The 13,512-nt window shown below is 67.2% G+C and carries 16 protein-coding genes; 12 read left to right on the top strand and 4 right to left on the bottom strand.

Annotated features, from left to right (window positions below):
* From Van01_RS25950 to Van01_RS25935, 4 genes are all read left to right on the top strand, one after another.
* Positions 1 to 205 (top strand): dihydrofolate reductase family protein (locus Van01_RS25950; RefSeq protein ID WP_204012857.1); only part of this gene is annotated, 205 nt, incomplete at its 5' end.
* A gap of 62 nt (positions 206 to 267) precedes the next feature.
* Positions 268 to 708: a VOC family protein gene (locus Van01_RS25945; RefSeq protein WP_204012855.1), complete on the top strand. Its 441-nt coding sequence runs from the start codon at positions 268 to 270 to the stop codon at positions 706 to 708.
* Positions 709 to 1,096: 388 nt separating this feature from the next.
* Positions 1,097 to 1,789, top strand: a complete 693-nt coding sequence (locus Van01_RS25940) for a demethylmenaquinone methyltransferase (protein ID WP_204012853.1) — start codon at positions 1,097 to 1,099, stop codon at positions 1,787 to 1,789.
* Positions 1,790 to 2,016: 227 nt separating this feature from the next.
* Positions 2,017 to 3,138, top strand: a complete 1,122-nt coding sequence (locus tag Van01_RS25935; RefSeq protein ID WP_239099301.1) for an IS630 family transposase — start codon at positions 2,017 to 2,019, stop codon at positions 3,136 to 3,138.
* Between the two features lie 30 nt (positions 3,139 to 3,168).
* On the opposite strand, the gene Van01_RS25930 is transcribed toward Van01_RS25935, so the two are convergent.
* The gene (locus tag Van01_RS25930) at positions 3,169 to 3,624 is read right to left on the bottom strand and encodes an LIC_13387 family protein (RefSeq protein ID WP_204012850.1); all 456 of its coding nucleotides are present in this window, start codon (positions 3,622 to 3,624) and stop codon (positions 3,169 to 3,171) included.
* Between the two features lie 59 nt (positions 3,625 to 3,683).
* Here Van01_RS25930 and Van01_RS25925 point away from each other — a divergent pair, with 59 nt between their 5' ends.
* The 4 genes from Van01_RS25925 (at position 3,684) to Van01_RS33935 (ending at position 7,609) form a co-directional block, all read left to right on the top strand.
* Positions 3,684 to 4,262, top strand: coding sequence for a TetR/AcrR family transcriptional regulator (locus Van01_RS25925; protein ID WP_204012847.1), 579 nt, complete (start codon positions 3,684 to 3,686; stop codon positions 4,260 to 4,262).
* A 497-nt stretch (positions 4,263 to 4,759) separates the two neighbouring features.
* The gene (locus tag Van01_RS25920; RefSeq protein WP_204012845.1) at positions 4,760 to 6,568 is read left to right on the top strand and encodes a CocE/NonD family hydrolase; all 1,809 of its coding nucleotides are present in this window, start codon (positions 4,760 to 4,762) and stop codon (positions 6,566 to 6,568) included.
* A 78-nt stretch (positions 6,569 to 6,646) separates the two neighbouring features.
* Positions 6,647 to 6,940 (top strand): WhiB family transcriptional regulator, encoded by a 294-nt coding sequence (locus tag Van01_RS33840; RefSeq protein ID WP_204012843.1) that lies wholly within the window; start codon positions 6,647 to 6,649, stop codon positions 6,938 to 6,940.
* Positions 6,941 to 6,979: 39 nt separating this feature from the next.
* Positions 6,980 to 7,609, top strand: a complete 630-nt coding sequence (locus Van01_RS33935; RefSeq protein ID WP_444543478.1) for an LppU/SCO3897 family protein — start codon at positions 6,980 to 6,982, stop codon at positions 7,607 to 7,609.
* 156 nt (positions 7,610 to 7,765) lie between these two features.
* Here the strand turns inward: Van01_RS33935 and Van01_RS25910 are convergent, their stop codons facing one another.
* On the bottom strand, positions 7,766 to 8,410 hold the full coding sequence (locus Van01_RS25910) for a response regulator (protein WP_204012841.1): 645 nt from the start codon (positions 8,408 to 8,410) through the stop codon (positions 7,766 to 7,768).
* Complete coding sequence (locus tag Van01_RS25905; protein ID WP_204012839.1) at positions 8,407 to 9,507, bottom strand: sensor histidine kinase; 1,101 nt, start codon at positions 9,505 to 9,507, stop codon at positions 8,407 to 8,409. Before Van01_RS25905 ends, Van01_RS25910 begins: the two co-directional genes overlap by 4 nt.
* A gap of 154 nt (positions 9,508 to 9,661) precedes the next feature.
* Between Van01_RS25905 and Van01_RS25900 the strand changes: the two genes are divergently transcribed.
* A complete protein-coding gene (locus tag Van01_RS25900; protein WP_204012836.1) occupies positions 9,662 to 10,627 on the top strand; it encodes a hypothetical protein in 966 nt (321 codons plus the stop codon).
* Between the two features lie 10 nt (positions 10,628 to 10,637).
* On the top strand, positions 10,638 to 11,039 hold the full coding sequence (locus Van01_RS25895) for a hypothetical protein (RefSeq protein ID WP_204012834.1): 402 nt from the start codon (positions 10,638 to 10,640) through the stop codon (positions 11,037 to 11,039).
* Positions 11,040 to 11,204: 165 nt separating this feature from the next.
* On the opposite strand, the gene Van01_RS25890 is transcribed toward Van01_RS25895, so the two are convergent.
* Positions 11,205 to 11,720 (bottom strand): MarR family winged helix-turn-helix transcriptional regulator, encoded by a 516-nt coding sequence (locus tag Van01_RS25890; protein ID WP_204012831.1) that lies wholly within the window; start codon positions 11,718 to 11,720, stop codon positions 11,205 to 11,207.
* Between the two features lie 82 nt (positions 11,721 to 11,802).
* Here Van01_RS25890 and Van01_RS25885 point away from each other — a divergent pair, with 82 nt between their 5' ends.
* A complete protein-coding gene (locus Van01_RS25885; RefSeq protein WP_204012828.1) occupies positions 11,803 to 12,672 on the top strand; it encodes an alpha/beta fold hydrolase in 870 nt (289 codons plus the stop codon).
* 208 nt (positions 12,673 to 12,880) lie between these two features.
* Positions 12,881 to 13,192 carry a hypothetical protein gene (locus Van01_RS25880; RefSeq protein WP_204012826.1) on the top strand — a complete coding sequence of 104 codons (312 nt, stop codon included), beginning with the start codon at positions 12,881 to 12,883 and terminating at the stop codon, positions 13,190 to 13,192.
* The last annotated feature ends 320 nt before the right edge of the window (positions 13,193 to 13,512 follow it).

Raw genomic sequence — 13,512 nt, 5'->3', positions numbered from 1 at the left:
GAGCGGCAAGGACATCTGGCTGTGGGGGAGCCTGCAGCTCATGCACACTCTGCTGCACGCTGGTGTTGTCGACGAAGTGCGGATGCTGGTCTGCCCGGCGTCACGCGACAAAGGCACCCAAGTATTCGAGGACCGGCGAGAGCTCAAACTGCTCGAAGCCAGTTCATTCCACAACGGCGTGGTGTTCCTGCGCTACCAGACCTGAAGCGGCAGTGCCCAACAAACGGTCTAGTTCAGGCCGAAAGCCAGAAACACGGAGAGCAGATCATGTCACAAGTAAAGCGGTTCGACCATGTCGGCATCACCGTCGCCGACCTCGACAAGGCGACGGCGTTCTTCGTCGGCCTGGGCTTTGTGGTCGAGGGTCGGATGTTCATGGAGGGCGAGTTCGTCGACACGGTCATCGGCATCCCCGACTCCCGCAGTGAGATCGTCATGCTGCGTCCACCCGGTGGAGGCACCGGCTTGGAGTTGTCGAGCTTCGTCTGGCCAGACCACGAGCCCGGGTCGCCGACGGCGATGTCGACCGAACTGGGACTACGCAACGTCGCCTTCGAGGTCGACGACCTGCAAACGGCCCTTGACCGTCTGGCCGCGGACGGGTACGGCCTGGTCGGCGGTGTGGGTCAGTACGAGGATCAGTGGCGCATGGCGTACGTGCGCGGACCCGAAGGGATCATCGTGTCCCTGAGCCAGCGGATCGGTTGACCCACCGACCGTCAGCCGGCCGCCGGTCCCTGACGTCGGAACCTCGACTCACCCGGCCGTCGTCCCGTTGAATGGGCCGCCATAGCTGAACAGAACGCCGCCCCGACTCGCAGGAAGCCGGGCCACTCTGCGGCCGAGACTATTTGCTGGTGCGGGCACAACCGGGGCATATCCCCGCGGCCCCTGCCGCCAATGTTGGAGAGTCGGTGGCCGACAGCCCGGACCCGCCCGTCGGGGCGGCGGTATGTCTCCAGATCTACCGAAGGCCGGCGGCGGAATATCGACCAGAAGTGGCGATTCGAGGGTAATCCGGCCCGGATGAAACCTTGCGTCGGATCATTGTAGGCCCGTCCGGGCCAGTGAATAGTCTTTTGGTAGAGTCGATCCCGTGACAACTGCATCGCTGGACAAGGAGCCGCAACAGATCGCGGCGATGTTTGATGGAGTGGCCAAGCGTTACGACCTCACCAACACGATCATCTCAATGGGTCAGGACCGGTTCTGGCGGCGCGAAACCCGCAGGGCGCTCGGGCTGAACCCGGGCGAGCGGGTCCTCGACCTGGGCGCCGGCACCGGTGTGTCAACTGCCGACCTGGCCAAGTCCGGTGCCTACGTCGTGGGCGTCGATCTGTCGATCGGCATGTTGCGGGTCGGGCAGGCAAAACGTCCGGAGGTGCCACTGCTGGGCGGCGACGCGCTCAAGCTGCCGTTCGCCGACGAGACCTTCGACGCCGCGACGATCTCCTTGGCTCTGCGTAACATCGCTGATTCGGATGCCGCATTGAGGGAAATGGCCCGGGTTACCAAGCCAGGTGGGCGGCTCCTCGTGTGCGAATTCAGCCACCCGGTCTGGGTGCCGTTCCGCACCGCCTATATCGGCTACCTCATGCGTGCGCTGCCGAAAGTTGCCAGAGGGGTTGCGAGTAACCCCGACGCCTACGTCTATCTAGCCGAGTCTATCCGGGCGTGGCCGGACCAGAAAGGACTGGCGGCGCGTATCCAGAACAATGGGTGGCGCAAGGTGGCGTGGCGCAACCTCAGCGGCGGCGTCGTGGCCCTGCATCGGGGCATCCGTATCTGACCAGCTGGTCGATGCTGGTGCTGAATGTACCGACGTCTGAATGAACACGGTCGCGCGGGAGTGAAGTAGCGGCCGATTCGAGACCGCGCCGGCCCACCCCGTCATCAACACGGGGTGGGCCGGCAGCCGGGAACGGGCTAGTGCCTTGACCACAAACGTTGACCGGGTTGGGTGACACACCGGGCCGGGTCCGCATGGTGGCGATGAGTGCGGTTGAGGCTGTGCGGGTGGCAGAACCAGTTCGAGTACGCCGATTAAGTGATCAAGAAGGTCAACGGCTGCAACGCCTCGTGCGGCGCGGTACCGGGTCGGTGGTCCGGCTGCGTCGGGCCATGATCGTTCTTGCCTCGGCGGGTGGGAACACGGTGCCGGCCATCGCCCGGCTGGTGCAGGCCGACGAGGACTCCGTGCGGCAGGTGATCCACCGGTTCAACGAGATGGGCATGCCCAGCCTGGACCCTCAGTGGGCGGGTGGCCGTCCCCGCCAGATCAGTGATGACGATGAAGCGTTCATCGTCGCGACGGCTAATACCCGCCCGATGAAACTCGGGCGCCCGTTCACCAGGTGGAGTATCCGCAAACTCACCGAGTATCTCGCCGGCAACCCGGACCGGGTCGTTGTGGTGGGCCGCGAACGTCTGCGGCAGATGCTGCGCAAACACGAGGTCACGTTCCAGCGCACGAAGACCTGGAAGGAATCGAACGACCCGCAGCGGGAAGCGAAGCTGGCCCGTATCGAGCACGTCACCCAGCACTTTCCGCAGCGGGTGTTCGCGTTCGACGAGTTCGGACCGCTGACGATCCGTCCGCAGGCCGGCTCCGGCTGGCAGCCCAAGGGCCACCCGGCCCGGCTGCCGGCGAACTACCACAAGTGGCACGGGGTACGGCAGTTCCACGGCTGCTACAGCGTCGGTGACGACACCATGTGGGGCGTCGTCCGGCATCAGAAGTCCGCGGGCAACACCCTGGCCGCGTTGAAGTCGATCCGGGCTGCCCGCCCGGACGGCGCCCCCATTTACGTCATCCTGGACAACCTGTCCGCGCACAAGGGCTTCACGATCCGCCAGTGGGCGGCCCGGAACAAGGTCGAGCTGTGCTTCACCCCGACGTATGCCTCCTGGGCCAACCCGATCGAGGCGCACTTCGGCCCGCTACGGACCTTCGTGATCGCCGGATCCGACCATCCGAACCACGTCGCTCTGGGCCGGCATCTGCACGCCTACCTGCGCTGGCGCAACGCCAACGCCCGCCACCCGGACGTCCTTGCCGCCCAACGCCGTGAACGCGCACGTGTGCGCAGCGAACGCCAGCACCGCTGGGGACACCCCGCCACCGCCAGAGCCGCCTAACCAACCCGGCCAACGTTCGTGGTCAAGGCACTAGTTGTGGGTGTCAGCGTTGAGTCGGTGGGCTGGGCTGGTCGAAACTCTGCCCGAGAAGACTGCTACCGCAAAGGCCACGCTGGCGATCGTGAAGAAGACGATGGGCGGCAGCGGAAACACAGCTATCGAAAGCGCGAGCATTCCGGATGATGTGCCTAGGCCCACGATCGCGGCTGCACGTACTTGCCTAGGCTCTGCCGCAAAGCGTTCCAACATGAGAAACAGCAGGCCGGCAAGCGCCGTTGCCAGCCCCATCGCCAGGCTGAAGCCCATGAACAGGTCGTAGTGGCTGGTGTGCGTCCCCATCAGGCTGAACACGTGTTCGCGCAGGGTGGCGTCGAACTCGCGGTCGGCATCTGACGGCGAGATGCGCATCGCGATGTCGCCAGCGGTGTGTCCAAGGCCCGTGATGATCCAGAACCACGCGCCCGTCCGGTAGAAGGAGCTGCGCACGGTGCCTCCCAAGCTCGACGCTACAGATGTAGTAGATGCTACATCTGTAGTATCGCCTCGTGGAGAGAAGTGACCAGGATCGCAAGACGCTGCTTGCCGACGCTGCCATCGACGCCATCGGCGAGGACGGCCTGCGTGGCCTCACGCATCGGGCGGTTGACCAGAAGGCCGGACTACCGCCCGGGACCTGCAGCTACCACTTTTCGACCCGGCGCGCTCTGCTGGCGGCGGTCCTGCAACGCATAGCCGAACTCGACAGGGCTGACATAGAGCGGTTCAGTGTCGGGCCGCTGTCGTCCGAGATGGAGGCCGATGCCCTGATTGACGGCACCACCAGAACCTTGAGGCACTGGCTCGGTCCGGCTCGCGCCCGAAGCCGGGCGCGCCTGCTGCTGGAGTTGGATCCGCCGAGCAGGCAGCTGATGGCTGAGACCGTCGATGCCGTAACCATCGATTTCGTCGCCTTCGCCGCGATCATCACCGGTGACAAAGAGCGCGCCGAACTCATCGTTGCGCTCATCGACGGGTTGGTGCTTGACGAACTTACTCACGGTGCGGTTCCAGTCGACGTCGATCGGCTACGTCGTAAGGTGGCGGCTGTTACCGCGCTGGCGTTGCCCGGGCTGAGCGCCGAGTAGGCGTCTTGCGCCCCGCGTCCGATACCACGTCGTGTGGCCACGAGGTGGTCAGGGCCTTGGAGAGGAGCGGCGCTGATGAGTCGCGGTGGCGGACCGTGTGGGGCACGACTGTAGGCCGACGGCCGCCGAAGCCAGGATGAAGGCGTGATGAAGGCGCGGGCGGCCAGGATGGACGGGGCCGGTACGCGGAGGAGGATCGAGTGATCGACTGGAGAGTGCCGTCGCACGCTGTGGTCGATGGGTCCTACCTCGGCAGCGGTGTTCGGTCGGGCGTCGATTCGTGAATGCCGAACTCGGGAGGTACGCACTTCGCCTCGACACCCGCCTCGGGCCGTTGTCGAGGCGCCCGATCGTCAAGAAAAGTCCCGAAAATCGACAGTCGTAAACGTCGGGGGAGCGCTGTGGTTGACGTGAGTCATCTTTCGCGAGTTGTCATGTGTGGAGCTGCCGCCGTACTACTGAGCCTGACTGACGTTGCCGCAGCCTCGGAGACGGTGGTGTCTTCCGGGTTGTCGATCCGGGACGGCCGGACCCAGCCGGTGTTCGACTACGCCGACGCGGTCCGGGAGGTGGTGTACATCGACGTACCTGTCGACACTGACGGTGACGGCGAGTCCGACCGGATCGCGATGCGGATCACCCGTCCGAGGCCGACCGAGCAGGGCCTCAAGGTGGCGTCGATCGTGCAGGCCAGCCCCTACTACGGTGGCGGCTGGGACAACCCGGATCTGCAGTGGCACCCTGACGATGTGGTGGACGAGCCGCAGTTGGCGTCGTGGCAGCCACCGACCGGCCCGTGGCCGGGCTGGACTGAGGGACATGTCTACAACGACAACTACTTCGTCCCGCGTGGCTATGCCGTGGTCAAGGTCGCCGCACTGGGCACTTGGGCGTCCAGCGGCTGCCCGGTGATAGGCAACGCCGACGACAAGCGCAGTATGAAGGCTGTTGTCGACTTCCTGGCAGGACGCATCAAGGGGTACGCCGAGGACGGCCGTGAGGTCACTGCCGACTGGTCTACCGGTGACGTGGCGATGACCGGCAAGTCCCACGAAGGCAGCCTGCCGATCATGGCCGCGGCGACAGGCGTTCCGGGGCTGCGGACCATTGTGTCCATTCAAGGCGTGGCGAACTGGTACGACACGGTCCGCCGCAACGGCGGTGTGGTGCACTCCCCGACGTTCCCCGGTGACGACATCGACATGACCGCGAAGGTGATCGTGAGCCGCCGCGATCCCGCCGCGTGTGAGGCTGAGATCCGCCGGATGAGCCAGGACATGGATCGCCAGACTGGCGACTACAACGAGTTCTGGGCGGCCCGTAACTCGTTGGGCGACGTTCGGGCGTTTCCGCCCACCTTCCTCATCGCCGGGCTGCGCGACCAGTCGGTCACCCCGAAACACTTCGCCGACCAGTGGGCGGCGCTTGGTCGCCACCGCATTCCGCGCAAGGCGTGGATCATGCAGGCGGGCCACGATGACCCGTTGTACGTCGCGGAGCAGCGCTGGCTGGACGAGGTCCATGCCTGGTACGACCACTGGCTGTACGGCATCGACAACGGAGTCACCGAGCGACCCGCGGTGGATGTGGAAACCGCGCCGGGTGTCTGGCGCACGCAGTCGACCTGGCCGGCGCCGGACGCGAAGCCGGTGCGGATGTCACTCAAGGCTGGAGACGGCACCGGGCAGCCGGGCGTGCTGTCGCGCGAGGGGGCCGGCTCCGGGTCGCAGGGCTTCGTGGATGCCTCGAAACGACCGACTGCGGACAAGCTCGGCGACCTTTCCGGCGGAGACGACAGCCGTCTGCTCTACGTCTCGCCGCCCCTGGCCACCGACCAGCACCTGTCGGGTACCCCCAAGATCCAGGTACGCGCACGGCTGTCCGGCGCGGCGCCGTACCTCACCGGCTATCTGATCGACCTCGGGCCTGACACGCGGGTCACGGGTTTCGCCCCGACGGCCGAAAGCTGGTGTTTCGGACCCAGCCTCGACGGTGACAGCGGCTGCCGCTCGCGCTGGGCCTACCAGAGTGGGCTAACGCCGTATCACGTGGTGAGCAGAGGCTGGCAGGACGTCCGTAACCGCATCTCGGACCGGACAACCACTCCCGTCGACCCGTCAACCAGCAACGTCTACCGATGGGACCTGGAGCCCAGTGACCACGTCTTCAAGGCTGGACACCGGATTGCCGTGGTGGTGATGGCAACCGACTACGAGCACACCCTCCGATACCCAACCGGCACCCAGGTCACTGTCGACCTGGCAGGCAGCGGGGTCACCCTCCCGCTCACCCCCAGCGACGGCTGAGTCTCTCCGGGGCCATGCCAGGTCGCAGCGCGCAGTTCGTCGGCCCGCCGGTCCACCACGCAACGAGAAAGAACCGCAATGGCAGTTACCTATACCGGATTGGGCGAGTGGCCCACCTGGCTCGACACCGCCACGCATACGCCGGCGTGCCGGGGCCATGACACCGACCTTTTCTTTCCCTCAGCCTCACGCTCGGGAGTCGGGGCGAAACGCCAGATCACCCGGGCGAAGGCGATCTGTTCCACCTGCCTTCTGCTGGACCCCTGTAGAGAGTGGGCCCTCCGCCAGCCTCTCCGAGAGGTTGACGGCATCTGGGGCGGTACCACGACGGGGGATCGAGGCAGGCTGCTGCGGGAAAGTCGACGACAGTAAGGGCGGAGACGTGGTCAGCGGCAGAGGCCGTGGGTTGCGATGTTGCTGGGGAGAAGTGTGCCTGGAGGTGGAGTAGAGGTCGCGGTGGTCTGTCGATCGTCCGGAGACGGTGCGGCGCCGGCCACCGGTCCTGGTCGGACACGTGCCATCAGGCGCCTGCTCCTGGCTGCACTTGCCGGCGGCCTGATCACTGCCGCTGCTGCCGTAGCCGTAGGCTGCGCCTCCGCCGATGACCAGGTACGGGTGGGTGATTGCCTCGAGGCGACCGGCGAGGGTGCGAAGACCAGTTCCTTCCGGCAGGTGGACTGCTCCGCGCCCCAAGCGGCCTACCGCGTTGCGATCGTGGCCGACTCCCTCGAGGGATGCGCCAGCAGCTACGGGAGCTTCGACCTGCCGTATAGCCGGTCATCGAACCACATGTACTGCCTCATGTTGAATGCCGTCGCCGGCGACTGCTTCCGCCAACAGATTGACTTCCCCACCGGCCGGGCGACAAAGGTCCATTGCGACGATTCAGCCACGTATCGGATCACCGCCGTCAGCGAAGGCGTCGCGAACCGCGCTGTCTGCGGTGACGAGGCACGGGCTAACTCCGCCAACGCCTTGGACCGGCCCCGCGCCCTGGTATACCCACAACCTCCGACAACGCTGTGCGTCGATCCGCTGTGACAGGTCCTCGGCCGCGCCGCTAAGCGGTACGTGGTCCAACTGTCGGTCGCGCACCCGGTGGAAGCCGTTAGCGAGCCAGACCCCAGTGGCTGCCACGACACCAGGTTGGCGACCAGGTGGTGGTATCAACACGGTCACCGTGCCGGCGAGTCGAGATTACCGTGCAGGGCGTCGGTTGTCCCAGACCCAGAGCGCGATGCCGACCCTGTTGCGGACATCGAGCTTTCGGCTGATGACAGCGACAACGTTCTTGACGGTGCCCGCAGCGAGGTGCAGCTCAGCGGCGATGTCAGCATTGGTCAGCCCCTGAGCGACCAGATCAGCTACCAGCGTTTCGCGGTCGGTGAGCGGTGTGCTGGACCCGGTTCCGACGCTCCGGGTGAGGTGACGAAGCAGACGGACGGTGATCTGCGGACTGATCAGGGTGTTGCCGTCGACTGCCGCCCGGATCGCCTCGATCAGCAGCGTGGGTCCGGAGCGCTTGAGCAGGAATCCGCAGGCACCGTTGCGCAGCGCGGCGTGAACGTACTCGTCGAGGTCGAAGGTGGTGACCACCACGACACGGAACTTCGGATCGGCGTCCGCTCCGGCCAGGATGCGTGTGACATCGAGGCCGTCCATCTTCGGCATCCGGATGTCGGCGAGGACCACGTCGGGTCGCAACCGGCGGGCGAGGTCCACGGCGGCGCGACCGTCCGACGCCTCGCCGATCACTGTCATGTCCGGCTGCGCGTCGATCACCATCCGGTACCCGTTGCGCAGGTCCTCCTGGTCGTCGGCGATCAGGACGCGGATGCTCACGTGACCGCCCTACCGGCGGGAAGGACGGCGGTCAGACGCCAACTGTGTCGTTCTGTGGGTCCGGCGGTGAGTGTGCCGCCTCGTGCGCCGACTCGCTCGGCGAGCCGGGCGATACCAGTGCCACCGGGGGCAGTCGGGTCGGACCGCCTCGTCGGCGCTCCGTGAGCCGTGCCCAGCGAGGTGTCGTTGATGACCGTGACGCGCAGTGCGGCGTCGTCGGCGGCGGGCTGGATGTCGACGGTCACTGCGGTGGCGTCGGGCGCGTGCCGGCGGACATTTGTCAATGCCTCGACGACGATGCGGTAGGCGAGCTCGGCGACATCCCCGGAGCATGCTTCGGCTGCGGCCGCGACGTGCACGTGCACCGGTGCCGGACCGACGGCGGAGTACTGCCGCGCGAGTTCGTGAAGGTCGGTCAACCCGTACTGCGGAGCACCGGTCTGCCGCAGCGCGTGCACGCTCCGATCGAGGCTGGCGAGCGCGCGTTGGCCTGCTTTCTCGATCCGGTCGAGCGCGGTCAGGGCATGGCTGGGGTCGCTGCCGGCGAGCAGCTTCGCCGCCTGAGCCTGGAAGAGCATGGCGGTGACCTCATGGGCGACGAAGTCGTGCAGGTCGGCAGCGAGCGCCAACTGCTGTTCCCGCTCGGCCTGGCGCGCTGCACGTATTCGTGCTGCGTCCTGCGCGCGCAGGTAACGGCCGGCTACTGCCGCCGCGGCGGCGATCAGCGCCCAGAACGAGCACATCATCAGGTCGTCGGTGGTGACCGGGGACGGCAGGACGCGTAGCAGCAGGGCCGCCACCGCAGCGCCGGTCAGGGTGCCCACCACCGCCGCGACGAGCGGCCGTGCCCGGCGCACCAGCAGGACGATCAGCACGAGCAGGCCAGCGGCCTCCAGTAGACCCCAGGCGCTGGCGTAACTCCCACCGTCGCCGTGGGGTAGGTACAGCGCGGTGACGATGAGTGACAGTGCGCCCAGCGCAGCGGTCGGCCACTGAACCGGCCAAGGTCTGACGCGCCACCACGCGATGGCTGCGGCAAAGGCAAGCACCGCCATTACCGGGGCCGCGGCACCCTGCAGGGGTCCGCTGACCGTCATGCGCCTGACCTGTCGGTTCTTTGCATGTGCTCAACACTAGGACAGCCGGCCCTGACCCGACCCGTGCCGAGCGCACGCTGTTGACCGTTACTGGCCGTGGTTGGTGCCGATCGGCACCTGCCGCCGCCGATGCGCCAGGCCGCATCGTCGAATCATGGCGATTTCGAAGAACCTCGGCCCCCGGTTGGCGGCCTTGGCAGCTGGCTGGTGGCTGTCCTACGGCCTACTCGCAGCCTGGTGGAGTGCTGGCGGGCCGGGTTGGCCGTACGGCGAACGCCGGCCGGCGGCGCAGGCCGGTGCCCTTCTGGTCGGTGTCGACTCCGACCGGATCGCGCCGATCATCGCCGCGTTCAGCTTCGCCGCCGCTGCGGTCCATCTGGCCATGGCCCGGCTCAAGGGTCGACCGCTCCGGCAGGTCACCCGGCTGGCGTGGGGCGCGGCCGTGTTGACGATGCTGATCGTGCCCGACGCGCGACTGCTGCTCACCGTGTTCCAGCTCTTGACCGGCAACACCACTGGCCTTCGCTGGCCGGTGATGAATCAGGCGCTGTGTGTCGCTGGTGCATTACTCACCGTCATAGCCGCCCGGGCCGCCCGGCCCGCACGTGCGGAACCGGCGCCACCTCGCTGGTCCGCGACGGCTGTCACCCTCGCGATCGGCGCCCCACTCGCCTACGCGGCGATCCGCTGCGCATGGGCCCTTGGCCTGCCGATCGGCGCGACCGAGGAGTTCCTCGCCCCATATACCGTCACCGGAGCGAGGATCACCGAGGCCATCATCGCCGGACTCGCTACCGGCGGCGCGCTGCTGACCGTCGGACTCGTGCGGCCCTGGGGCGAGACCTTCCCTCGCTGGCTGCCCAGGCTGGCCGGCCGCCGGGTGCCACCTGCGTTGGCTGTGGTGCCGGCCACAATCGTCGCCGCCCTGCTCACGGCCGCCGGATTGTCCCTGTCCCGGGGACTTGTGGCGATGACGATCGGGCTGACACCGGCCACCCCCTCGGCCTCCCTGCCCAACTGGGGTGCGTGGCTGGCCGCACCGCTCTGGGCGATCTGGGGTGTCGCGCTCGGCGCCGCAACGTACGCCTACCACCAACGCCGGGCAACCGGCCGACCGTAAAGGACAACCCATGAATGACACGACTCACTGGGCCGGATACGTGGCTGGCGGCTCCGCCAGCGGACTGGCAATTGCCCATCTGACCGTTTACACGGTCGGCTTCTTCACCCAGGCGGACGCGACCTGGCCGCAGTACCTCATCGGCGGCGTCATCGTCAGCGCGGTCGCCGCTGGGCTGGCCGTCGCCGCCTTCGTGCTCGCTCGCGCCGACGGGCGACACCGCCCACGGCGCCTGCTGGTCGCCGTGGCGTGGTTCGCCTGCGTGCTGTTCACCATGCAAGCGGCCTTGCTGGTGGCCGCTGCCGATCCCCGCCTGTTCGCCCCGGACCGCCCTGGCACGTACTCCCTGCTCGCCGGGCCGGCGTTCGGACTGCTCGCCTGGAACAGGCGGGCCGCTCGACCCAAGCGGTAACGGGTGCACGCTGAGGTTCTCTGATCCTGCACCCACAGGTGAAGGGTCGCGCCGAGCGGCTTGCGGCTGCTCGCCATGTGTGTCGAGCAGCCGCAAGCCGATTACGCGGCAGGGAACTGGGTCCCCCGGCGGGTGGCCGTCGATGGAGCCTTTCCTACCCAGGCATCAGGGGCTGCTTCTTTGACCAGGGGCGACGCCCTTCCGCGCGGTTCTGTGCCGCGCGTCGCCGCTTGCTGCCGAGCGGTCCAGGAGAAGTCCGCAGAGGTTGGCGAAGGTCGCGACCTGATCGTCACTGAGGAGGTCGGCGAAGCGGGTGCGTACCAGCGCTGCGTGTACCTGCATGGCCTTGTCGATTGCCCGGCGGCCAGCCTTTGTGAGTACGACATCGTCGCCGCGTCCGTCCAGCTCGCAGGCCTCCCGTGTGATCAAGCCTCGCTGCTGCATCCGGCCGAGCTGACGGGAGAGTCGGCTGGTGGACCATCGCATACGTACGGCGAGCGCGTTGACCCGTACGCAATGCTCCGCCGGGTCGCGCAACACCCCGTCGGTCTCGGCGAGCACCTCGAAGTCGGCCATCGAGAGTCCGGTTTCTGCCTCGAGGTCGTGCGCGACCTTGGCGTCGAGTGTCAGGCGCAATGCGCGATAGGTGGTCCAGGCCAACTGCCACGGCTCTTCCTGCATGAACTCCAACCTACCAACTCGTTGACATGTAAGCGAAGCTGCCGGTACGGTTTCGCTTACATGTAAGCGACTGGAGGACAAGATGCAGACCATCCACGTGAACGGCGTCGACCTCGGAGTACGGACCGACGGCAACCCGGCACATCCGGCAGTGCTGCTCCTGCACGGCGCCGGCCACTCAAGTGCCGCCTGGGATGAGCGATTCTGCGCCCGCCTGGCCGCCGGCGGACGATTCGTGATCCGGCTGGACAGCCGCGACGCCGGCGTCTCCACCACCTACCCGCCAGGCAAGCCCGACTACGCCCTGCGCGACCTGGTTTCCGACGCCGCCGCGACACTGGACGCGCTCGGCGTGCGAAGCGCGCACGTTCTCGCCATGTCGCAGGGAGCCGCGACAGCCCAGCTCCTCGCGATCGACCACCCCGACCGCGTGGCGTCACTCGCACTGCACGCCTCCACCCCCGGCGGCCCCGGCCACGACAACCCCGACCTACCCGGCCCAACCGAGGAGATCAGCGCCCTCTTCACCGCAGAGCCGGTCGAGCCGGACTGGTCCGACCGCACCCAGGTGATCGACTACCTGGTCGCCGCCGAGCGTCCCTTCGCCGCCGCCAGCCGCCCCTTCGACGAGACCGCCACCCGGGCGCTGGCCACCCGGCTGTACGAGCACGCCCGCGACATCGCCGCACAGATCACCAACCCGTTCCTCATCGACGCCGGCGAGCCGTGGCGCGACCGCCTGTCCACGATCCACATCCCGACGGTCGTGTTCCACGGCGGCGACGACCCGTTCTTCCCACCCGCGCACGGCGAGGCGCTCAGTTACGAGATCTCAGGCGCGCGCTTCATCACGCTGCCCGGCACCGGACACGAACTTTTCCCCGAGCACACCTGGGACACCGTTCTCGCCGGTCTCGCGGACCTGCACAACCTCCGCGCAGAGGACGCCTGAGCTGAGCCGCAGCCTGGGCGAGGGCGCTGACCGGCTCACGAAACACGCCTGAACCTGATCTTGAGCCGGGGTCGATCCGTGTCGACCCCGGCTGATCCGTGGCTGCGATGACGTCGCGCTGGCAGCGATACGAAACAGTCCTGCGGCTGCGCCTGCCTAGCGTCGTACGTGCGGTGCCGAGTGGGACCGTGCCGACGACGATTTTGAGGTGTACATGCGCAAGAACATCGTTCGGGCCCTACTGATCGGCGCCGTGACGGCAGGCAGTCTGGCCCTTGCCCCGTCGGTCGCCAGCGCGGCGCCGCCCTGCGGCTTCTACAACCAGACGGACTCCGCCGGGAACGTCTCGCACCGGTACCACAACTGCAGCTACCAGGGCAAGAAAGTCAAGATCGACTACTATGGCCGCAGCTCCCAGCACGTTTGCGTCGAGGCCTACCAGTGGCGACACCTCGGGTATTGGACCGGCACCGGGACGGGCGCGTTGAAGGGCGCCTCCGTGGTAGGCACCTGCCCTTGACGTCCGTACGCCCGACGTCATGTCCGGGTAGGCGGTGTAAGAAAGGGGCCGTCCGGCAGGGGGTCCGGGCACGCCCAGAGATATGTCGGGAGTCGGTTCGGTGTCATGCTGACTGTTGCCGTGACCGCTCACCACTGGCCAATCGGCTCCAGGCACGCGCAGCGGCAGCCTTCGGGTCCTTCGTCGGCCTGCTCGGCAAGTAACTGAATCGGACAACCGGATAGTCGGCAGGCGGGTCCGGTGCCGCATCCGTGCGGCAGCGGACCGGCTTGTTCGACTCCCCGGCTGTCGGCGTGCGGCCTGGCTGCCAAGCCCGGACC

The sequence above is a fragment of the Micromonospora andamanensis genome (assembly GCF_016863495.1).
GTDB lineage: Bacteria > Actinomycetota > Actinomycetes > Mycobacteriales > Micromonosporaceae > Micromonospora > Micromonospora andamanensis.
The sequence above is the reverse complement of the archived record's forward strand: the minus strand, read 5'-3'. Positions and strand labels throughout refer to the sequence as shown.